Origin of the sequence: Saccharopolyspora sp. NPDC050389, assembly GCF_040655595.1 — a bacterium.
GTDB lineage: Bacteria > Actinomycetota > Actinomycetes > Mycobacteriales > Pseudonocardiaceae > Saccharopolyspora.
The window spans coordinates 1-21,219 of record NZ_JBFAKG010000113.1 but is presented as its reverse complement, the minus strand read 5'-3'; the positions used below and the strand labels follow the sequence as shown (position 1 = coordinate 21,219).

The window sequence follows — 21,219 nt, the reverse complement described above, 5'->3', positions numbered from 1 at the left end:
ATCATGATCCGTGACCCTTGCCACTTCGTCCGATGGTTCCTATTCTGCCGTAAGCGCTTACGAAAACGCTTGCGGATGCCCCCAACGACGGGTGGACCATGAAAATTTCACAACGTCTTCGACTAGGTGTACTCGTGACCAGCGCGAGCCTCGCGCTGACCGGCTGCCTCAGTTCGGGCGCCGGAGGCAACGACGACAGCATCCAAATCGGCATCTCCCTGCCCCTCACCGGCGACTTCTCCGAGCCAGGCAAGGGCGTCCGCCGCGGTTACGAAGCGTGGGCCACTACGTCAACGCCCGCGGCGGGTTGCTGGGCCGCAAGGTCGAGCTGACCATCCTCGACGACCAGTCCAACGCCGACCGCGTCGCGGCCGACTACGAGAAGCTGATCAACCAGGACGGCGCTGACCTGATCTTCGGACCGTTCTCCACCCGTCTGGTGATCCCGGCCGCGCAGGTCGCCAAGGACTACGGCTTCCTGTTCGTCGAGCCGGCCGGCGCCGCCGAGGAAGTTTTCAACCAGGGCTTCGACAACCTCTTCTACGCCGCGCCCGCGGTCGCCGAGGACCACTACGACCACTTGGCCGCGGCGATCCTGGCGATGCCCGCCGACCAACGCCCGAAAACCGCCGCGTACGCGGCCATGGACGACCCGTTCGCGCAAGGCACTGCCTACGGGTTGAAGGGCAAGCTCGAAGCGGCGGGAATCCGCACCGTGGCCGATGAGGTCTACCCGCCCAACACCACGGATTTCGGTTCGATCGCGGCCAAGATCGCCGATTCGCGGGCGGAGCTCGTCGTCGGCGGAACGCAGTACCAGGACGCGGTCAACCTCATCCTGGCGCTGCGCCAACTCGGCTACCAGCCCGCGATGGCGGCCTTCTCCACCGCACCGACGAATCCGGAGTTCGCCAGGGCCATCGGCGAGCAGACCGAGGGAATCCTCTCCCCCACCGGGTACACGCCGGAAGCGAACTTCCCGTCCAACAAGGAGTTCGTCGAGCACTACGCCCGGATGTTCAACTCCCCGCCCAACGAGGACGAGGCCAACGCGTGGACCACCGGGCAAGTCGTGGCCGCCGCCGTGCAGGCCGTGGGCTGCGCCGATCCGGACCCCGACTGCCAGCGCAGGCTCATCGGCTGGCTGCGCCAGAACGAGGTGGACACCGTGGTCGGCAAGCTCAGCTGGGACGCCACCGGAAAACCTCGCGGTGCGCACCTGATCCAGCAGTACGTCGGCGGCCGGATCCACATCGTGCTGCCCGCGGAGACCAAGGAAGCCGATCTGGTCCACCCCAAGCCGGCGTGGTGATGCATAAGAGACTGGTCTTCTTCTTTGAAGCGGCGCAGCCGCTTAGCCCACCCTCCCAACCGGCACCGCCGCGGGTTCTCAGGGCTGTGCCCGCCCGAAAGGGCTCTCGGCGAGGCCAGTCCCCGGCGTGGTGAATTGGCATTCATGAGTCGGGGATCCCACAGCGAGAAGGCCGCAGCAACTCCCGCAGGGGGGCCGCCACCCACACCGCCACGCAAAACGAGTCTGGAAAGAGGCTCTAAATGACCGGATCCCTCCTGCTGCAGAGCCTGGTGCTCGGCGTGCTGCTCGGCGGGCTCTACGCCCTCCTCGCCGCAGGTCTGACGCTGTACTTCGGCGTGATGCGCGTGGTGATGCTGGCGCACTCCGCCTTCCTGATCCTGGCCGCCTACCTGGCCTGGTTCTTCAACCTCCAGACCGGTTTGGACCCGCTCCTGTCGCTGCCGGTGACCGTCCCGCTGTTCTTCGCGGTCGGCGTGCTCATGCAGCGGCTGCTGATCTCGCGGCTCCGCCCGGCGACGCTGACCATGATGTCGGTGCTGCTGACGTTCGCCATCGCGCTGGTGATCGAGGGCGCGCTCGGGCTCGTCTTCAGCGGCACCCACCGACGCATCCGGCTGCCCTACTCCGGCGCGGACATCCAGTTCTTCGGCGCCAGCATCCCGGCGGTGAAGCTGATCGCGTTCGGCCTCGCCGCGGTGTCGCTGGCCGGGCTCTACGTGCTGCTGAAGAAGACCCGGTTCGGCCAGGCGCTACGCGCCACGATCCAGCACCGGGAAGCGGCGCAGCTGGTCGGCATCAACACCGGCCGGATCGCCGGCTACGGGTTCGGGATGGGCCTGGCCACCGCGGCGATCGGTGGCACGGCGCTGGCCCTGGACTCCACGATCTACCCGTCGCTGCACTGGCACTGGATCGGCCCGCTGATGGCGATCATCGTGGTGGGCGGGCTGGGCAGCATCCCCGGTGCGGCGATCGCCGCCATGGTGCTGGGCCTCGGTCAGAGCCTGCTCCAGCTGCCGCTCGGAACGACTTGGGCGCAAACGGTTTTCTACGTCGCGCTGTTCGCCACCTTGCTGCTGCACCCACAGGGATTCTTCGGAGGCCGCCTTGCGCAGCGTTTCTGATCCCGCCCGCGCCGCGAAGCTCGCCGGACTGCTCGCGCTGGCCGCGCTGGTGGTCGCTTTCCCCGCGCTGGCACCGGATCCGTTCATCCTGTCGGTCGGCGTGGTGATCATGAGCTACGCCGTGCTGGCCACGTCGTGGAACTTCGTGGGCGGATTCACCGGCTACATCTCGCTGGGCCACGCGGCCTACTCCGGGCTCGGCGGCTACGCCACCGCGCTGCTGGTCGTGCGCGCGGACCTGAACCCTTGGCTCGCGCTGGTCCTCGGCGGCGTGGTCGTCGCGGTGCTGGCGGTGCCGATCGGCATCGCAAGCCTGCGGGTTCGCGGTGCGTCGTTCGTCATCGTTTCGATCGCGCTGGTACTGATCACGCTGCTGGTCTTCCAGAGCTGGGGAGATTTCACCGGCGGCTCCAACGGGTTGCGCGTGCCGCGCCCGTTCGGTCCGGACGTCCTCCGCCCCGAACAGCACGAGCGGTTCTTCTACCTGCACGCCGCGCTGCTGGCCGTCGCCCTGCTGTGCTGGTGGGCGATCGACCGCTCCCGGTTCGGCTCCGGGCTCAAGGCTATCCGGGAAGACGAGGACAAGGCCGAGGCGCTCGGAGTGCCGACCTTCACCTACAAGCTCGTCGCGTTCGTCGTCTCGGCGTTCTTCACCGCGCTGGGCGGCGGGCTGTACGCGCTGTGGTTCGGGTTCCTGGACCCGATCTTCCAGTTCTCCGTGCTGACCGGTTCCTACCTGGTGCTGATGAGCCTGCTCGGCGGCGTGCGCAGCCTGTTCGGGCCGCTGCTCGGTGCGGTGATCGTCGGCTACGCCGTGGAGTACTTCAAGGCCCAGTACGGCGACACCCAGCTGCACCTGGTCGCGCTGGGGGTGCTGCTAGCCGCGGTGGTGCTGTTCATGCCCGACGGGATCATCCCGGCGCTGCGCGACCTGCTGCACCGGTTCCGCCCGCGGACGGCGTCGATCCGGGAAGTCAGCCAGGCCGAGCTCGCCGAGCAGCGCCGGGCCGGGACCGTCGAGGAGGCGCGCCTGTGAGCACGGGACTGGAAACCACCGGCCTGACCAAGTCCTTCGGCGGGGTGCGCGCCGTCGACGGAGCGACCGTCGCCTTCCGGCACGGCAGGGTCAACGCCCTGATCGGCCCCAACGGATCGGGCAAGACCACGTTCTTCAACTGCGTCACCGGGATGATCAAGCCCGATTCCGGCACCGCGAGCTACCACGGCCGGGACATCACCGGCCGGCCGCCGCACCGGATCGCCCGCGCGGGCATCGGCCGCAGCTTCCAGCTGTGCCGGATCTTCCCGCGGATGACGGCGCTGGAGAACCTGCTGGTCCCGGTCCGCTCCCGAACCCTGCTCGGTCAGCTGGTCTCCGCGCGCCAGCGCGCCGACCTGGACCGAGCGCGCGAGCTGCTCACCCGCGTCGGCATCGAGCACCTGGCCGACGTGCCGGCCCGCGACCTGTCCTACGGCCAGCAGAAGCTGCTGGAACTCGCCGGGGTGCTGATGGCCGATCCCGAGACGGTCCTGCTCGACGAGCCCGCGGGCGGGGTGAACCCGGCGCTGATCGAGCGGATCGGGGACCTGGTGCGCGCGCTCAACGCCGAGGGCCGGACCTTCCTGATCGTGGAGCACAACATGGACCTGGTGATGAGCCTGTCCGACCACGTGGTCGTCTTCGACCGCGGGCAGCCGATCGCCGCGGGCACGCCCGACGAGGTCCGCAACGACCCGCGAGTCCTGGAGGCCTACCTTGGGATCTGAGCAGCGGGGTTCGGGCGAGCACCTGCTCGAACTCGTCGACGTCGAGGCCGGGTACGGGCGCGCGGCGCTGGTGCTGCGCGGGCTGACGGTGCGGGTGCCTCCGGCCAGCGTCGTCTGCCTCGTGGGGCCCAACGGTGCCGGGAAGTCCACAGTGCTCAAGGTCGCCAGCGGCATGCTCACGCCGCGATCCGGCCGGATTCTGGTGTGCGGGAGGGACGTCACGAGCCGCCGACCGCAGCAGATGCTCGAAGCAGGCCTGTCCCACGTCCTCCAGGGGCACAGCGTGTTCAAGGAGATGACGGTGGCGGAGAACGTGCTGCTCGGCGCGTACACGCTGCGGGACAGGTCCGAGATCGCCGACCGCGTGGCCTTCGTCCAGGAGCTGTTCCCGGTCGTGGCCGAGCGGTGGGACGCGCTGGCCGGAGCGCTTTCCGGCGGCCAGCAGAAGCAGGTGGAGTTCGCCCGGTCGCTGATGGTCAGCCCGAAGGTCGTGCTGCTCGACGAGCCGTCGATGGGCCTGGACCCCAAAGCGACCGAGACCGTGTTCGCCCAGGTGTCGCGGATGCGCGACGCGGGGACGGCGGTGCTGCTGGTGGAGCAGAACGCCCGCCGCGCATTGGAGGTCGCCGACCTGGGCTGCGTCCTCGACCTCGGCCGGGTGCACATCGCCGGCCCGGCATCCGACCTCCTCGCCGACCCGCAGCTAGGCGAGCTCTACCTCGGCAACCGACGCTCCAGCACCACATCGTCGAAGACGTTGAAGACAGGGGGCCCGCGATCATGACCGACCGCACCTACCGCATCCTGATGAACGGCGTCACCGGCCGGATGGGCTACCGCCAGCACCTGCTGCGTTCGGTCCTGGCGATCCGCGACGACGGCGGCGTGCCGCTCGCCGACGGCAGCCGCATCCAGGTCGAGCCGGTTCTGGTCGGCCGCAACGCCGAGAAGCTGGCCAGCATCGCCGCTCAGCACGACATCTCCGAGTGGAGCACCGATCTCGACGCGCTGCTGGCCGAGGACGCTGCGGAGATCTACTTCGACACCCAGGTCACGAACGAGCGCCGCAAGGCCGTGCTGAAGGCCGTGGCCGAGGGCAAGCACGTCTACACCGAGAAGCCCGTGGCCGAGACCGTGGCCGAAGGCGAGGAACTGGTGAAGGCGGCCGAAGACGCCGGAGTCGTCAACGGCGTCGTGCACGACAAGATCTTCCTGCCCGGACTGCAGAAGCTCAAACGGCTGGTGGACGCGGGCTTCTTCGGCCGGATCCTCTCCGTGCGAGGGGAATTCGGCTACTGGGTCTTCGAGGGCGATCTGCTGCCCGCGCAGCGGCCGAGCTGGAACTACCGGGCCGAGGACGGCGGCGGCGTGGTGCTGGACATGTTCTGCCACTGGAACTACGTGCTGGAGAACATCTTCGGCCGGGTCCGCGCGGTCACCGCGAAGGCCGTCACGCACATCCCGGAGCGCTGGGACGAGGACGGGCAGCGCTACGACGCCACCGCCGACGACGCGGCGTACGCGATCTTCGAGCTCGACGGCGGGGTCATCGCGCAGATCAACTCGTCGTGGGCGGTGCGGGTGGAACGCGAGGAACTGCTGGAGTTCCAGGTCGACGGCACGCACGGCTCGGCGGTCGCGGGCCTGTTCGGCTGCCGCATCCAGCCGCGCGTCCGCACCCCTCGGCCGTCCTGGAACCCCGACGTGCGGACCACCGAGGACTTCCGCGGCCAGTGGGAGGAAATCCCCGACAACGCGGAGTTCCGAAACGGGTTCCGCGCGCAGTGGGAGCGGTTCCTGCTGGACGTGCACCACGGCAGGCCGCACCCCTACGACCTGGCCGCCGGCGTGCGCGGTCTCCGGCTCGCCGACGCCGGGCTCACCTCGTCGGCCGAAGGCCGCCGCATCGAGCTGCCCACCGGCGGCGCGGCATGAGCGCGATCGAGCTGCCCACCGACCAGGGCACCTGGGCGCAAGTCGTACTGCGCGAACCCAGGCGGTGGGAGGAACATCAGCCGTATGTCTCGCGGGTCGCGTTCGCCGCCGCGCACGTGGTCGCCGATCCGCTCGGCGACAACACCCCGGGGGCGCCCGCGGCAGTGGACTGGGAGTCCACATTGGCCTTCCGCCGGGAGCTGTTCCGCTACGGGCTCGGGGTGGCGGAGGCGATGGACACCGCGCAGCGCAACATGGGCCTGGACTGGCCCGCGGTGCAGGAACTCGTCCGCCGCAGCGCCGAACAGGCCCGCTCCTTCGGCGCTCGGATCGCCTCCGGGGCGGGCACCGACCACCGGCCCGGGGCCGCCGACCTCGACGAGGTCGTCGCCGCCTACGAGGAGCAGGTCGGCTTCGTGGAATCGACCGGTTCGCAGGTGATCGTGATGGCCTCCCGCCAGCTGGCCGCCGTCGCCAGCGGCACCGACGACTACCGGCGGGTGTACGACGCGGTGCTCGGGCAGGTCGCCGAGCCGGTGATCCTGCACTGGCTCGGCGAGGTCTTCGACCCGCACCTGGCCGGTTACTGGGGCTCGACCGACCTGCCCACCGCCACCGAAGCCTTCCTCGACCTGGTCCGCGACCACGCGGCGAAGGTCGACGGCGTGAAGGTTTCCCTGCTGTCGGCCGAGCACGAGCGTGGCCTGCGCGCCGCACTGCCGGCCAGCGTGCGGCTCTACACCGGTGACGACTTCAACTACCCGGAACTGATCCGCGGCGACTCGCAACACCACTCGGACGCACTGCTCGGCGCATTCGCCGCGATCGCTCCGGCCGCCTCGGCGGCGCTGGCCGCGCTCGACGACGGCGACCTCTCGACCTACGACGCGGAGATGGCCGCGACGCTCCCGCTGTCGCGGCACGTGTTCAGCGCACCGACCTTCTACTACAAGACCGGAATCGCCTTCCTGGCCTGGCTGAACGGCCACCAGCCGGGCTTCACGATGCTCGGCGGATTGCAGTCCGCGCGCAGCATCGTGCACCTGGCGCGGATCTTCGCACTGGCCAACGACGCGCGGTTGCTGGTCGATCCGGGGTTCGCCGCGCACCGGATGCGGTTGTGGCTCGAAGCCTCGGGAGCCGTGTCATGAGCCCGCACGACGTGCCGATGAACGCACCGGCCCGGGTACCGACTCCGCAACCCGATGACCCGCGGCTGGCCCGGCTTTCGCTGAACCAGCGCACCACCGCCAACTGGTCGCTGCGCGAGGCGGTGGAGGGCTGCGTGGCCGCCGGGCTCGGCTCCATCGGGGTCTGGCGCGAGCCGGTCGCGGAGGTCGGGCTGGAGGTCGCCGCGCGGATGATCCGCGATGCCGGGCTGCGGGTTTCCTCGCTGTGCCGCGGTGGCTTCTTCACCTCCGGCGATCCGATCGGCGACAACGTCACCGCCCTCGACGAGGCGGCGGCGCTCGGCTGCGACGCGCTGGTGCTCGTGCCCGGCGGGCTGCCCGCGGGCGACCGCGATCTCACCGGCGCCCGGCAGCGCGTGGCCGATGCCGTCGCCGCTTTGGTCCCGCACGCCCGCGAGCGCGGGGTGCGGCTCGGCATCGAGCCGATGCACCCGATCTTCGCCGCCGACCGCGGAGTGATCTCGACCCTCGCCCAAGCGCTCGACATCGCCGAGCAGCACCCGCCGGATGTGGTCGGAGTCGTGGTCGACACGTTCCACGTGTGGTGGGAGCCGGGCGTGCTGGAGCAGATCGCGCGCGCCGGGCAGCGGATCGTCAGCTACCAGATCTGCGACTGGATCACTCCACTACCCGCGGACACGCTGCTCAGCCGCGGGATGGTGGGCGACGGCCACGTCGACTTCGCGGCGCTCACGCGTGCGGTTTCCACTGCCGGATATCGCGGGGACGTCGAGGTCGAGATCTTCAACGCCGACGTCTGGGCCGCGCCCGGCTCCGACGTCGTCGCCACCCTGACCCGCCGATACGTCGAGTTCGTGGAGCCGCACCTCTAGCCGCCAGGAGGAAGTCCACATGAGACGAAGAACATTGCTCACCGGGCTGGTCGTCGGCCTGTGCGCGACGGCCAGCCCGACCGCGTCGGCCGCCCCGGGGCTCGTGGTGGTCCGGCCGGCCGCCACTGACCGGCATTGGGCCCCGCTGACGCCCGGGAAGTGGGAATTCACCGCCGGCCAGGTGGTCATGACCGATCGCGGGGTGCCGCCGGAGGGCCCGCGCCGCCCGTTCGAGTACGCCATCGTCCGAAAAGGACCGGAATTCGGCTCGCTGAGCCTGACCGGCGAGGTCCGCATCGACGAACCGGTGACCCGCAGCGACCGGGATGTCGTGCTGATCTTCAACTACCAGTCCCCCACCCGCTTCTACTACGCGCACCTGTCGCAGGACAACACGATCTATCCGCACAACGGGATCTTCGTCGTCGACAACGCCGACCGGGTCCGCATCGACGACCAGTGGAACGGCACCACCGGCGCACCGCCGGCCATCGACGACACCGACTGGCACGACGTCCGCCTCGACTACCGCGCCGCGACGGGTGAGATCGCGGTGTACGTCGACGGCGCCGACGAGCCGCTGATGACCGCGTCCGACGCCACTTTCTCCGGTGGCCGGGTCGGTTTCGGTTCGTTCGACAACTACGGGCGCGTCCGCGACGTCACCATCATCGGTACTCCCGCTTCCTGACAGCGGTTTCCGAACTTTCTCTCGCGGTCCGCCGCTTTCCGCCGGCGGCCTGCGATGCATGACCGACCCACAACGGCGAGGGATGGAGTCCGACCATGCGCGTGCGCAGATCCTGGTGCGCCGCGATCACCGCAGTGGTGGCCGCAGCGACCCTGTTAGCACCACCGGCGACCGGTGCCGCCGACGAACCGATCACCGATCCGATCCCCGAAGAGCCGCAGCAGTCCCGGCTCGGCCTGGTGCTCCAGGAAGTCGCGCAACTGCCCGCATCCGAGGCCACGCCCCCGGCGACCGACCCGCGGCTGATCCGGCACAACCGGATCAACTACATCGGCGAGGTACCCGACGGCTCCGGCCGGCTGTTCGTGCCCGACCTCAACGGCCCGCTGTACCTGCTCGACGGCGGTCGGCAGCACGTGTACCTGGACTTCAAGGCGCGCTTCGAGCACTTCTTCTCCGGGCGCGGGATGGGCAGCGGCTTCGGTTTCGTCGCCTTCCACCCCGACTTCGCGCGCAACGGCAAGCTCTACACGGTGCACAGCGAGGACAAGGCGGCCATCGACACCGAGGAGCCGACCTATCCGAACCAGCCGAACGCGTCCGTGCAGAGCGTGGTGACCGAGTGGACCGCCGACGACCCGGCCGCCGACGTGTTCGCCGGTGCCCAGCGGGAGATCTTCCGCTTCGGGTTCACCACCCAGATCCACGCGATCCAGCAGATCGACTTCAACCCCACCGCCAAGCCGGGCGACCCGGACTACGGCCTGCTTTACCTGGGAGTCGGCGACGGCGGCATCGGTCTGGACTCCGACGTTCCGCAGGACATGACCACCCCGGCAGGCAAGATCCTGCGGATCGACCCGGCGGGCAACGACGGGCCCAACGGCCAGTACGGCATTCCGGCGTCGAACCCGTTCGTCGGCGCACCCGGCGCGCTGGGTGAGATCTACGCCGTCGGCATGCGCGACCCGCACCGGTTCAGCTGGGACCCCGAGGGCCGGCACGCGATGTACCTCGGACACATCGGCCAGCACGCGATCGAGGCGGTGTACGAGGTCCGCGCCGGGGACAACTTCGGGTGGAGCGAACGCGAGGGCGACTTCACCTTCCGCCCGGAGAACCAGTGCTACCTGTACCCGCTGCCGGCGGACGACGAGAAGTACGGCTACGTCTACCCGGTCGCCGCCTACGACCACGATCCGCCGCAGGGCTGGCCGTGCAACTCCGACAGCGGCCGCGCGATCTCCGGCGGCCAGGTGTACCGGGGATCGCAATTCCCGCTGCTGCGGGGCAAGTACGTGTTCGGCGACCTGGTGGACGGCCGCGTGTTCTACACCGACGTCAACCGGATGAAGCGCGGCGCGGAACGCGCGCCCCTGCACGAGTTGCAGCTGTTCGACACCGCGGGCAAGCAGATGCGGATGACGGACTTCGTCGGGGACGGCCGGGTGGACCTGCGCTTCGGCACCGACTCGCAGCGCAACCTGTACCTGCTCGCCAAGGCCAACGGCAAGATCTGGAAGGTGGTCGGCACTCGCACGGGTCCCGGCTCGGAGGTCACCGAGGAGGTGCAGCGGAACCTGATCGCCTACTACGACTTCGAGCGTCCCTTCGCCGCCGACGATTCCCGAGAGCTCGACCGCGGCTCGTCCCGCACGCTGCTGGGTCTGCTCAACGGCGGGGAGGAGATGCGGGTGGCCGACGGCGCGTTCCCCGGCAGCAACAACGCCCTCCAAGCGCAGCAGGTCAACCCCGATGTGGCCGGGAACGACGACTGGAAGGCCGGTGTCTGGGACGGTAGTGGGGCCTCCTCGCTCAGCGCGTTCAACGGCACCGAGGGCGCGACCGTGATGGGCTGGTTCAAGATGACCGGTGAGAACCCCAGCCCCAACTCCACCACGCCGGACCCGGCCGACCGGTACAACGCCGTCGGTCTCGCCGGGATCCTCAGCGGCAACTCCGACGGCCACGACGTCCGGGCGCTGCTGGAGCTGATCCAGGTCGACGGTGAACTGCGGCTGGTGGCGTTGGGTCGCCGCATCGACGGCGGCAGCTCCCAGACGTTCGCCGCCCAGCAGGACTGGCGCGAGCTGCTCCCGGCCGGCGAGTGGGTTCACCTCGCAGCGACTTTCAACTACACCACCGGCGAAATCGCCCTGTATCGCAACGGCGAGCCGCTCCCGGGCTTCTACACCGTCCCGGGCGACCCGTGGCAGCTCGACGGGTCTGGAACGACGAAGACGAACCCGCGCGGAATCAAGATCGGCGGCAGCTTCCCGCAGAACAGCGCGGAGCGGAACCCCTGCAACTGCCGGATGGACTCGCTGATGTTCCTGAACGCGGAGGCAGAAGCAGAAACGATCGCCCACCAATACCGCCGCTTCTTCCAACGCTGAGGACCCGATGCGGGGCGCGGCCCACCCGCGCCCCGCACTCGACCATCTATGACTGCGGGGATCGAGGAGGTCTCCCGCCAGGAGGTCGACCAGCTATGCGCCACACCCGCGGAACTCCTTGACCGGCATGCCCCGGACGAGGCCCTGCGGCGCTTCCTGCTGCTACTCGTGGAGCACGCAGCCGTGGGCAAGGGAATGGCCGTCGCGCAGACCGTCGTAGTTCCCGGCGCCGCTGCAGCCGACATGATACTTCCGAGGATTGCCGAGATCCTGAAAACCGTTCTTGAACAACGGAAAACACATGCGGCCTTCCAAGAAGCTCACCACCGTTGCCGTCGAGCGACGGATGGTGATCGCGGTCGGTTGCGGCAGTGACATGGTGGCACCACCGGTCCGCTGCCGCTCAAGATTGCAGGCTGCGCCCATCTTCGTCGGCGAACGCATTGCGAGACGGGAGCGGCTGCGCGAAGGCGAGGTCATCCGGCAGCAGGCGGGTCAGGTCGGACGTCGCGACCGAGGGCGAGGCCGCCAGGCGCGATGCCTGGTGGTCCACGATCAGTTCGAAGGTCTTCCGCGCCGTTCGCCCGTTTCCGAAGGTGGCGTCCTTGGGCATGTCGTCGAAATACCGCACGAGCAGTTCCGCGGCTCGTGCGTCGAGCCGGTAGTCGTGCCGCGAGCACTGCTGCCGCACGATGGTCACCAGTTCCTCCGCGGAATAGTTGGGGAACTCGATGGTCCGGCTGAACCGCGATTCCAGACCCGGGTTGGTGGCCAGGAAGTCCGCCATCTCACGGGAGTACCCCGCGACGATCACCACTGCCTCGTCTCGGTGGTCCTCCATGAGCTTGACCAGGGTGTCGATCGCTTCGCGCCCGAAGTCCGGGCCGGTGCCACCCGACTGCGAGCTGAGCGTGTACGCCTCGTCGATGAACAGCACGCCACCGATCGCCTCCCGGAACGCCTCCGTCGTCTTGATCGCCGTGCCACCGACGATTTGCGCGACGAGATCGGCCCTCGCGACCTCCACCAGGTGACCGGACTGGAGCACCCCGAGCTCTGCCAGGATCGCGCCGTAGAGCCGAGCCACGGTGGTCTTGCCGGTTCCCGGTGCACCCGCGAAGACCAGATGCCTGCTCATCGGTGGGGCGGAAAGGCCCGCTTCCGCTCGGAGTTTCGCCATCCGGTTGAGGTTGACCAAGGTGGCCACTTCGCGCTTGACGTTTTCGAGGCCCACCAGAGCCTGGAGTTCCTCCGCAGGCGGCCTCTCAACCGATTTTCCACCGCCCGGTGCAGCATGTTCCGCCGGGACAGCTGCGGGCACGGCCTGCGAGGTGCCGAAGGCGTCCGCGAAGCCGTTGCCGCTGCTTCTGGTGTTCTCGAACGTGATCGACGTCGATACCACTTGCTGGCGCAGCCCGGCTCCGCCGTTCTCCCGCAACGAGCAGTCGCGCACGATGACTTCGCGGTCCGTGGCGACTCGGATGCCGTCGCCGTCGTTGCCCAGGAGTTCGCAGTCGGTCATGCGCGCCTTCGCCGTGGCAGCGACCTGGATACCGTGGCCGGCGCTTTCCCGGATCCGACAGCGGGCCAGCACCCCGGAGGCTCCGTCGGCGAGAAGCACCCCGTCGCCTCCGGAACCGTGCAGATCGCCGTCCTCCGCGGTGAGCGTCCCGCCGGAGACGGTGACCCCCGCTCCACCTGTGCCCCGCACGGTGCCTCCCCGGAGCAGGACGTGCGCGTCCGCGGCGAGTTCCAAGCCCGCCCGTTGGGCTCGCTCGACCTCGAGCGCTTCGAAGCGGACATCGGCGCCGTGGATCACGATGCCGTTGTGCGCGCATTCGCGGACCGTCAACCTCTGCCACACGGATTCCTGCTTGGAGGTCAGCTGGAGACCGTTTTCCCCGCAAGTCCGCACTTCGAGCCCGTCACATTCCACAGTAGACCTATCTTCGGCAACCGCACCAGTGCCACCAACATCAGACACTCGACAGTTCTGCAACTCTGCGGTAGCCGCGCCTGAGAACCGCATGCCGTGCCGCGCACTGCGGCGCATCTCGCAATCCCGCAGCGCGACACGACCGGTCCCCTCCGCGAGGAACGCTTCCGCGGCAGAGTCCTCGACGGTGCATTCCGTGAGCTCGACCAGGCCGGTGGTCTTCAGGAAGAAGCCGAGGCCCGCCGTCCCGCGAACCGATACCCGCCGGAAGACGGCCGTGGCGTGGTCCTCCACCGCTACCGCGGGTTTGTCCCCGCAGTCGACAATCCCGGAATCCGCGGCCGTGAACTCGGCATGCCCGCTCAGGTAGAAGCCGTTCCCACCGCTTTTCCGGACGGTGCTGCCGCGCACGTCCAGCAGGCCGCGATCGGCCACCACGACGGCCGAGGTACCGAGGCCCTCGAAGGTCGAGTGGTGCACCGAACTCCCGGCCCGTGATGTGACCACCACACCGGCCCCGGCCGGGTTGCTGACATGCGACTCCCGAAGCACCAGACTTCCGCTGCCGTGGGCATGAGCCGCAGCCCACGAGTCACCTCGGACCGCGCATTCCACCATCACCAGGCGCCCGGATCCCACCACCACCGGCGCCTGTTCGGGGTCGCTGCCCAGCAGTTCGATGCCGCTGAGCGCCACCGCGGCCGCCACCTCCAGCACGGCGCCGACATCGGAACTGATCAGCACCGTCCCCGGGCCGTCCTCGGCCACGATCGTGACGTCCCTGATCAGTACCAGGTTCTCGCGGTAGCGACCGGGCGCCACGCTGATCGTCGCGCCCTCGGGTGCCGCGTTGACGGCCTGCAAGACCGTGCGGAAACCACCCGGCACCACCTGGGAAACCGAGATCATCTGCGGTCCTCTTCTCCTGCCGCGGTTGGCTCGCGGCGGGTTGTCACGCCGTTGTCTCCGTCACTCGCCCCTCCAACCAGGCGGCGGCCAGCTCGACCCGGGTTCGGCAGCCGGTTCGGGCGAAAATCCTGGTCAGATGGCTTTCCACGGTCTTCTCGCTGACTTCCAGGACCGCGGCGATCTGCCGGTTGGTGCAGCCGTCGCTGACCAGCTGCGCCACCCTGGCCTCGGTGTGCGCGAAGGAGTCGTCCCTGCTGCGCTGCCTGGGCAGCCACATTCCGCGCCGCCGCATCGAGCCGACCAGGTTCGCGCGACTCCGGGACGAACCGTGACGCTTGGTCAGCGCGTACAGCTCCGCCAACCAGGGCTGCGGGTCCTCGCTGAGATCGCTCAGCAACAGGCACGCTCGCGCCACCGACGGCGCGTCCTCGCGCTCCCGCGCCAGGCGCACGCATTCGACGGTCTTGCCGCGGTCACGCCGGACGAGTCCGTGCCCGAGCAGCACGGCGGTGCGCGTCGATCCCGACCGGACCACCTCGTCGAGTTCCTCCAACTCGTCGAGCAGGATTTCGGCCATGTCCTGATCGCCTTCGCGGGTCGAGCAGTCGATCAGCCGACCGAGGAGCTTCTCCAGCCCGGACGTGCGTCCCCAACTGCGGTGTTCGCGGTACTCCCGCCATCCGTGGTGGATCGCTGCCGCGGCCTTGCCCGTGCGGTAGCGCAGACCACAGCGCGCCCAGCTCACCAGGTGGCCGCCAAGCATCCGGTGCGAAGATCCCCGCAGCCATTGCGCCGCGCGGCCGAAATCGCCGCCGTCGGCGCAGATCTCGCCGGCCAGCACTCGGGAGAGTTGCCTCAACGGGGAGCCGCGACGACCGGGGTCGCGCGCTTCCATCCTCCGCGCGAGCGACAACGCGCGTTCCCGGTCTCCCACGTGGTAGGCCCGCAGCATCTGCTGGTATCCGGCCGCGTCGCTGTGCTCGACGGATCCGTACCGGACGCCGAGCGCGCTTTCCAGGACAGTGGCGAGATCGCCGTGCGCGGCTGCATCGCGCAGGTCGTCGGCGGCCATCCGCCGGAGCCTGGGCCAGTTGCTGGTTGCCTCGAGGAACGTCTTTTGGTCGCCGGTGAGCGCTTCCAACAGCGCGAGGAAGCCGGCAGCCGTGGTGCAGAACGCCGACATCGTTTTGAGCCGGGCTGCCGCCGTCTGCCAGTCAGCCCTGGAAACTGGTTCTAGGAGGGATTCCGCGAAGTCATCCGGCAAGGCCGCCCCAGCAGACCGCATTTGGGCGACCACCTCCGGCAGCAAGTCCGTACGCCATTCGTGCAACAGCGCACCGATCCAAGCTGCCAGGACCTCATCCAGCGCCTGGCGATCGGGATGAGTGGGATCAGGTGCTGCCGCGAGGATTTCCGGGAGACACCGACGCAGTTCGGCGTGGAGGTCATCGAACCTCGCCGCCACGACCCGCGCCCGCACGTGATCGCGCAACGACCCCAACCATCCCGGATCCCGCGGCGACGGTGCGGTCACCAGCGCTCGATCCGCCTGGGAGGTCGACCGCGCACGCAGGGCGGCTCGGCATTCGTCGACGAGCCCTTCGTCCGCCACCGCCCGTGCCGCGGCAGCCAGCGCCGGAACCGCGAACGACACCGAGCTCCCGGATTCGGAGAAGGCGAGAACCCCGGTGGCGACCAGTTCGTCCAGCAGCAGACCCGTATCCCCCAGATCCGCTCCCACCACGTCGACCAGGTCCGAGAGGTGCTCCAGATTGAAGGGGCTCCGTGCCGAGAGCATCGCGGCCAACGCATCCTGCCGCAGCGGGCGGACCAACCAGTGCTTCGCAGGTACGGCTATCTCCCCGCCCCGGGTGGTCAGGCACCAGTGCTCGTCGACCACTACCAGCCGTTGGTCGGCCAACATCGCTTGCAGGGTCTGCAGGACAGTGCCGGGGTTGCGGAACAGCGGCCCCAGCGCCGTGCGCAGCGCATCGACCACCGCGACGTCGAGCGGGAACCGCGGCACTCGCCGGGCGAGCATAATGCGGACGTCGGCGTCCGAAAGCGGTACGAGTTCTACGGTTTCGGAAACCAGCACGTCCAGCGGAGTGGTGCTACCGCGGCGGGCGGAGAACACCACCGCGGCTCCAGCAGAGCAAACCGTCGCGGCGATCGTGGCCAGCGCGGTCCTGGAGACGGCATCGGTCCGGTCCACGTCATCGATGACGGCTACCCCGCCGCGCTGTCCGCCCACCGCCTCAGCCAGTGCCCGCCCGACCTCGTGGGCGAGCCCCAGCACGTTGCCGCCCGTCCGGAACCGGGAACGCAGGCTCGTTGCAGCGGCGATGCTTTCGAGGAGACGAGGGCTCGCGGTCAGGTCGAACTGCTCCCGGACGGCATCGAGCAGCGCATCCACAGTGCCCAACGGTCGTTCGCCGCAGGCAGTCGCCTTGACGACGGGAGTACCGTCCCGGGTCCAGTCCGCGCAAGCCGCGTCCAACAGCGACGTCCTACCGTCCCCGATGTCGCCGCGGACGTCCACCACGACGCCCCGGCGAACGTACTCCCCCAGCGCGGCCCGCTCTCCGTCCCGGCCGACGACCGCTCCGCTCTCCCGGATCATCGTCCCCTTCCTCCCGCTCGACGAACCCGCCCACCAACTGCCACCCGGACGTCTCCGGGAGAACGGAAGCAGGCGCCTGAACGCGTGGCAACACTCCACGTCTTAATACCCCCCGACAGCAGGTGTCGGCGGCAACTGAGATGGACGATGCTTCGGATAGGGAGAATTCTCGCGACTGAGCGGATCTCCCCCGGGCTGGCAAGCGCGTGCGTGCCGTCAACTGGGAAGGAGTCACCGATCGTGCTGGTTGGGTACCCGACAGCAGCGAACCGGCAGGACCAGGCACCGGTCGTCCGTTCCGCGGTGACCGACGAACGTCCGTCGCTCGTCGGGCGGGACGACCTGGTTCGTGACGTGCTGGACGTGGTGGCGGACGACTCCGTGCCGGTCATGGCCTTGCTGGGGACGGCCGGAATCGGTAGCTCCGCGCTGCTCGACGCCTTGAGCATTCGGGTGCGGCCCGCCAGGTTGGTGCGCTTGCGGTTGGCCGAAACCGACCGGCTCACGACCTTCTGCTCCGCGCATCGCCTGTTGGCCGCCGTCACCTCCGCGGAGAACGGAGCCGTGGCCTCATCCGTGATGACGGCCTTGGCCAAGAGCGGCGGGAGAACAGCTGGGCCGACGACGGAACACCAACTCGCGGTGGCGATGTCGGTGGTGCTGCGCCGGCTCGCTCCGTTGGTGATCCTCGTCGACGACGCGCACTGGGCCGACGACGGATCCGCAGAGCTGCTGCCGATCTTGGCCGAGCACCTGGCCGGTGCGGAATGCACGATCGTCGCCGCCATGCGCCGTGACCACACACGCGATGCACGCTCCCAGACCCTCGACCGCTTGCTCCGCCACGGTCTCGCCCGTAGCCGGTCTATCCGCCCTTTCACGGCGCAGCAAAGCGCGGCCGCGCTGGCCCGCGCGGTCGGCGCCGTCCCTGACGCATCGGTGGTCACCGCCCTGCACGACGCCAGCCGCGGCAATCCGGCCCTGCTGCTCGCGAGCGCCGCTGCATGCCGGCAGACCGGTGCGATCCAGTTCGTGGACCGGCACGCCGTGCTGCGCCCGGGAAGTGGTGTGCCGCCGGTCAGCATCGATGCGGTGCCCGGCCTGCGGACCACCGACGGGTTCCGGTGGCGAGTCACCAAATGCATGGCGACCTACGAGAGCTTCGGCGCGGACGCCGTCGAACTCACCGGGCGAGCGCTCACCGCGAGCACTCACCGCGTGCTGGAAACCCTCGCGGACCTGGAGGCCGACCGCACGCTCCGGCGCCCGCGCACCGCGGATCACGAACGACCATCGTGGCGCTTTTCCCTTCCCGCAGCGCGCGAAGCCGTGCGTGCGGCCGTCGGTCCTTTCGAACGCCGCCTGCTCGCGTCATTGGCGGTGAACGCACTGCGGACGGGCGACATCCCGCAGCGCAACGATGGTGTGCTCGCCGACTTCCTCGTGGAAGCAGGCACTCTCGCGGACCCCGCGCGGTCGATCGGTGAGCTGCTGAGCCACGCCGAAGACGAATCCTTCGATGACGACCCCCGCGTCATTCGGTGGCTGGCCACAGCCGCTTCACTCGCACCGACACGCCGGCAGCGAGCGGCCGTGCTGGCCGAGCATTGCGCGGCCTGCGTTCGCCACGGGCGGATGACCGAAGCGGAGCGCAGTGCGCGGACGGTGTTCGAGTCTGGACCGCCACCGCTTCAACAGCCGCAATGGGTTCGGCTCGCGCTCCACCGCGTCCTCGCCTTGGCCTCGTGCGGCGAAAAATCCGAACTGCAGCGGGTCATCGACCTCCGCGCCGACTGGCTTCCACTGGACCGACGGCACCGCGGGCTGGTTCGCGCGATCGCCCTGTGCCTGCTGAACCGTTGGGCGGAAGCAGGTTCCGAGCTTCGGCAGTACCGCTCGCAGTGGACCGAGGTGGTCCCGTCAGCCGCGTGGTGGGGGCGCTCTTTCGACTTCACCGCATCCGTCCTGTGTGGAGCAGAACGCGACAGGGCCGTGCCCCCGCATCACTCGTCGTTGCTCGCGTTGGTAGGAGGTACACCTGCGCGGAAAGAACTTGAACCGACGGATTCCGCTGGATGCCGACTGTCCGATGCCGACCGTTTCCAGGTGCACTGGAGCGCCGGGAGCTGGGACCAGGCGATGCGGATCGCCCGGAGCAGCATCGGTGGTGAACCCGGCCCAGACCCCGTCGGCAGGTTGTTCTTGCACCACGGCGCGATCCAGGTGCTGACGGCCCAGGGCTGGGTGGGTCGGGCGCGCAACCTGGCCGAGGAAGCCCGGTGCGGCCAGCTGGAGCACGTGCTGGATCACGCCGAAGCCACCGTGGTGCGGCTGCTCGGCGATGGCGACGCCGCCTACGACCTGCTGCGATCGGGGCTGCACCGCGCAGAAGCCGGAGGCATCGTGTTCGGCACCGACACCCTGCTGGCCGACCTGGCTTACCATCAAGCCAGGCATGACGAACACGAGCAGGCCGAACGCAGCCTTCGACGGCTCGCTCGAGTCGCGGACGAACTGGGCACCGACAAGGCGCGGCTCGAACTCCTCGTCGCCCGTGCCGCCGTGCTAGGCGATCCGCGCAGCGCCGAAGCCGCCATCGCGCTGGCGCGCGAACGTTCGTCACCGTTCGAGCGGGCGGTCGCGTTCAGCCGGATCGCGCAAACCGGCCTGCGGACGCAGGAACTCTTCTTGGAAGCCTACTGCTTGCTGGGGCAGTTGGGGGCCCTGCTGTGGCGAGCGCGCCTGCGGCGGCACATGCAGGACCACGACGTGAGCGTGCCCGGTCGCAGCGCAACCCTGCGGGAGAACGAACAACTGCTGGCGGTGCTGGTGACCGAAGGGCTCAGCAACCGACAGCTGGCCTCTGTGTTCGGAACCAGTGAAAAAAGCGTGGCGGCAAGGCTTTCCCGCATGTTCACGAGATCGGGATACCGCTCCCGCGTCGAGTTGGCCGCAGCGATGCTCACCGGCGACTTCCCGACCGGATCGGCCAACGGGTCGCGGTGAACCGGATTCGCCGCACCCCCACCCGACCTCACCTGCCCGCGTGGTCCACCTCCGTTCGACGACGCGGCACCAGGCCGACCGGGACGTCGCAACGCTCGGCCTGCGCCTCGGTCATCTCGACCGGATGGCCGTGCCGCCCGCGCCGAAGTGCCGCTCGCAGCTCGCTGAGCAGCACCCGGTCCAGGTCCGGTTCGCCCGGCGCCTCGATCTCGGATGACGGCAGCTCGACCAGGAATACGACGAGGGCGCCGCCGTCGGTCGGCTTGTCGACGGCCAGTACCTTGAACCTGCTCCCCGCCGGGAACACCACCTCGTCGGCCAGGTCCGGATTCACCGCAGCCGTACGACGCGCGGTTCGCGACCAGATCACCAACTCCGCGCCGCACGCCTCGGCCGCGAGTCGAGTTCGGGCTCCCATCGCGCTCAGGAACGCCGGCTCCGTGAGCACATCGCCCGCCGAATAGGCGGAGTCGAGCCCGGCACGGTCGGTCACGCGGAGGAAGACCACCCCGCAGTGGCTCGGCAATCGCGCCAGTCCTGCCGTGAGACAAGCGACGTAGTGGTCCGGGACTTCCGTCCCGGAACCGCGCAGAGCGTTGTTCAGCGCAGCGCCCGACCACTCGCCGCGCCCTAGGTAGAGCCTGACCGCCGAGTGGTCGATGCGGGCGTCGACGCTCGCCGAGGACGTGAAGTCCACCGGTATGACGGCGCCGTCGAGGTATTTTTCCGACCACCGCGCGAATTCCTCCCGGTCGGCGGCCGAACAGCCGTTGCTTCTACCCGGGGCCGAAGGACTCCTCGGTGCCGGTAGGAGTACGACTTCCGGCTCCCGGAGCGCGGGTGCGCCCGGAACTGGGAGGATCCGGGTCTTCGCCTCGCCCGGTTCCGACTCGTCGGCAGTCGCGCCGGATCGAGCGGCCTCGTTCGAAACCGGCGCCATCACAAGGGTTTTCTGCTCGACCGGAGGTTCGATCGACGTTCCGATCGCAGGGACGGCGGGCGTGCCGCGTTCGAACTGGGCGCCGTACACATCGGCCAGCTCACGAATCTGGTCTGCCATCCCCGGCGGTACCGATTCGACGGCGACCAGCCGCATGCGCTCACGACTGCTCATGGGCAGGCCGTCGAGCAGCGAGCGCAGCGCCCCCACCGGGGACACCTCGTATTGCTCTGAGCAGGCCACCGTCACGGTCATCCGATTCGGTTCGAACGGTAGTGAATCGGCTTCGCCGGGGACCTGTCCGATGGGTAGCAGCGCCAGGCCGCTCGGCACCACGCGCGCCAGCCAGCCTCCGGACGCCGCCACTGCTCCCGGCGGTGGAGCCTGGCGGTAATGCACCGGATCGAAGACCAACCAGCCGCGCGGGGGCGGTGCCGCCTCCACCACCTGAGCCGATTTGCCCGGCGAGTACCGCAGAGCGAGCGCGGGCGGTTGCCAGGTCGGTTCGCCGGCGCCGTCGTGCACCACCGCGATCGCGCCGCCGGCACCGTCGT

At 69.2% G+C, this 21,219-nt stretch carries 15 protein-coding genes; 11 read left to right on the top strand and 4 right to left on the bottom strand.

The annotated features are described in order from the left end of the window. Positions 1–277 precede the first annotated feature (277 nt). The 10 genes from AB0I53_RS43045 (at position 278) to AB0I53_RS43000 (ending at position 11,251) form a co-directional block, all read left to right on the top strand. A complete protein-coding gene (locus AB0I53_RS43045) occupies positions 278–1,312 on the top strand; it encodes an amino acid ABC transporter substrate-binding protein (protein WP_358615231.1) in 1,035 nt (344 codons plus the stop codon). 242 nt (positions 1,313–1,554) lie between these two features. Continuing rightward, on the top strand, positions 1,555–2,439 hold the full coding sequence (locus AB0I53_RS43040; protein ID WP_358615229.1) for a branched-chain amino acid ABC transporter permease: 885 nt from the start codon (positions 1,555–1,557) through the stop codon (positions 2,437–2,439). Continuing rightward, on the top strand, positions 2,423–3,475 hold the full coding sequence (locus AB0I53_RS43035) for a branched-chain amino acid ABC transporter permease (protein WP_358615227.1): 1,053 nt from the start codon (positions 2,423–2,425) through the stop codon (positions 3,473–3,475). Before AB0I53_RS43040 ends, AB0I53_RS43035 begins: the two co-directional genes overlap by 17 nt. Continuing rightward, complete coding sequence (locus AB0I53_RS43030; protein WP_358615225.1) at positions 3,472–4,206, top strand: ABC transporter ATP-binding protein; 735 nt, start codon at positions 3,472–3,474, stop codon at positions 4,204–4,206. The genes AB0I53_RS43035 and AB0I53_RS43030 overlap by 4 nt, the downstream gene beginning before the upstream one ends. Beyond that, positions 4,196–4,990 carry an ABC transporter ATP-binding protein gene (locus tag AB0I53_RS43025; RefSeq protein WP_358615223.1) on the top strand — a complete coding sequence of 265 codons (795 nt, stop codon included), beginning with the start codon at positions 4,196–4,198 and terminating at the stop codon, positions 4,988–4,990. The genes AB0I53_RS43030 and AB0I53_RS43025 overlap by 11 nt, the downstream gene beginning before the upstream one ends. After that, positions 4,987–6,141: a Gfo/Idh/MocA family oxidoreductase gene (locus AB0I53_RS43020; RefSeq protein WP_358615221.1), complete on the top strand. Its 1,155-nt coding sequence runs from the start codon at positions 4,987–4,989 to the stop codon at positions 6,139–6,141. The genes AB0I53_RS43025 and AB0I53_RS43020 overlap by 4 nt, the downstream gene beginning before the upstream one ends. Then, on the top strand, positions 6,138–7,292 hold the full coding sequence (locus AB0I53_RS43015) for a dihydrodipicolinate synthase family protein (RefSeq protein WP_358615219.1): 1,155 nt from the start codon (positions 6,138–6,140) through the stop codon (positions 7,290–7,292). The genes AB0I53_RS43020 and AB0I53_RS43015 overlap by 4 nt, the downstream gene beginning before the upstream one ends. Further along, positions 7,289–8,164, top strand: a complete 876-nt coding sequence (locus AB0I53_RS43010; RefSeq protein WP_358615217.1) for a sugar phosphate isomerase/epimerase — start codon at positions 7,289–7,291, stop codon at positions 8,162–8,164. The genes AB0I53_RS43015 and AB0I53_RS43010 overlap by 4 nt, the downstream gene beginning before the upstream one ends. A 19-nt stretch (positions 8,165–8,183) precedes the next feature. Beyond that, complete coding sequence (locus AB0I53_RS43005) at positions 8,184–8,855, top strand: hypothetical protein (protein WP_358615215.1); 672 nt, start codon at positions 8,184–8,186, stop codon at positions 8,853–8,855. A 95-nt stretch (positions 8,856–8,950) separates the two neighbouring features. After that, positions 8,951–11,251: a PQQ-dependent sugar dehydrogenase gene (locus AB0I53_RS43000; protein WP_358615213.1), complete on the top strand. Its 2,301-nt coding sequence runs from the start codon at positions 8,951–8,953 to the stop codon at positions 11,249–11,251. Between the two features lie 162 nt (positions 11,252–11,413). On the opposite strand, the gene AB0I53_RS42995 is transcribed toward AB0I53_RS43000, so the two are convergent. From AB0I53_RS42995 to AB0I53_RS42985, 3 genes are read right to left on the bottom strand one after another with little or no spacing between them, the layout of a single operon-like run. Then, a complete protein-coding gene (locus AB0I53_RS42995; protein WP_358615243.1) occupies positions 11,414–11,629 on the bottom strand; it encodes a hypothetical protein in 216 nt (71 codons plus the stop codon). A gap of 25 nt (positions 11,630–11,654) precedes the next feature. After that, the gene (locus AB0I53_RS42990; RefSeq protein ID WP_358615211.1) at positions 11,655–14,096 is read right to left on the bottom strand and encodes a right-handed parallel beta-helix repeat-containing protein; all 2,442 of its coding nucleotides are present in this window, start codon (positions 14,094–14,096) and stop codon (positions 11,655–11,657) included. Positions 14,097–14,139: 43 nt separating this feature from the next. After that, entirely contained in the window at positions 14,140–16,719 is a 2,580-nt protein-coding gene (locus AB0I53_RS42985; RefSeq protein ID WP_358615209.1) for a helix-turn-helix transcriptional regulator, read from the bottom strand. Between the two features lie 84 nt (positions 16,720–16,803). Between AB0I53_RS42985 and AB0I53_RS42980 the strand changes: the two genes are divergently transcribed. After that, on the top strand, positions 16,804–19,725 hold the full coding sequence (locus tag AB0I53_RS42980; RefSeq protein WP_358615207.1) for an AAA family ATPase: 2,922 nt from the start codon (positions 16,804–16,806) through the stop codon (positions 19,723–19,725). 28 nt (positions 19,726–19,753) lie between these two features. Here the strand turns inward: AB0I53_RS42980 and AB0I53_RS42975 are convergent. Continuing rightward, positions 19,754–21,219 (bottom strand): hypothetical protein (locus tag AB0I53_RS42975; protein ID WP_358615205.1); only part of this gene is annotated, 1,466 nt, incomplete at its 5' end.

What these genes read in the sequence shown, in the direction of transcription:
- AB0I53_RS43040 (WP_358615229.1), top strand. Translation starts at nt 1,555, where the DNA reads ATGACCGGATCCCTCCTGCTGCAGAGCCTGGTGCTCGGCGTGCTGCTC.
- AB0I53_RS43020 (WP_358615221.1), top strand. Translation starts at nt 4,987, where the DNA reads ATGACCGACCGCACCTACCGCATCCTGATGAACGGCGTCACCGGCCGG.
- AB0I53_RS43015 (WP_358615219.1), top strand. Translation starts at nt 6,138, where the DNA reads ATGAGCGCGATCGAGCTGCCCACCGACCAGGGCACCTGGGCGCAAGTC.
- AB0I53_RS43010 (WP_358615217.1), top strand. Translation starts at nt 7,289, where the DNA reads ATGAGCCCGCACGACGTGCCGATGAACGCACCGGCCCGGGTACCGACT.
- AB0I53_RS43005 (WP_358615215.1), top strand. Translation starts at nt 8,184, where the DNA reads ATGAGACGAAGAACATTGCTCACCGGGCTGGTCGTCGGCCTGTGCGCG.
- AB0I53_RS43000 (WP_358615213.1), top strand. Translation starts at nt 8,951, where the DNA reads ATGCGCGTGCGCAGATCCTGGTGCGCCGCGATCACCGCAGTGGTGGCC.
- AB0I53_RS42995 (WP_358615243.1), bottom strand. Translation starts at nt 11,629, where the DNA reads ATGTCACTGCCGCAACCGACCGCGATCACCATCCGTCGCTCGACGGCA.
- AB0I53_RS42990 (WP_358615211.1), bottom strand. Translation starts at nt 14,096, where the DNA reads ATGATCTCGGTTTCCCAGGTGGTGCCGGGTGGTTTCCGCACGGTCTTG.
- AB0I53_RS42985 (WP_358615209.1), bottom strand. Translation starts at nt 16,719, where the DNA reads ATGATCCGGGAGAGCGGAGCGGTCGTCGGCCGGGACGGAGAGCGGGCC.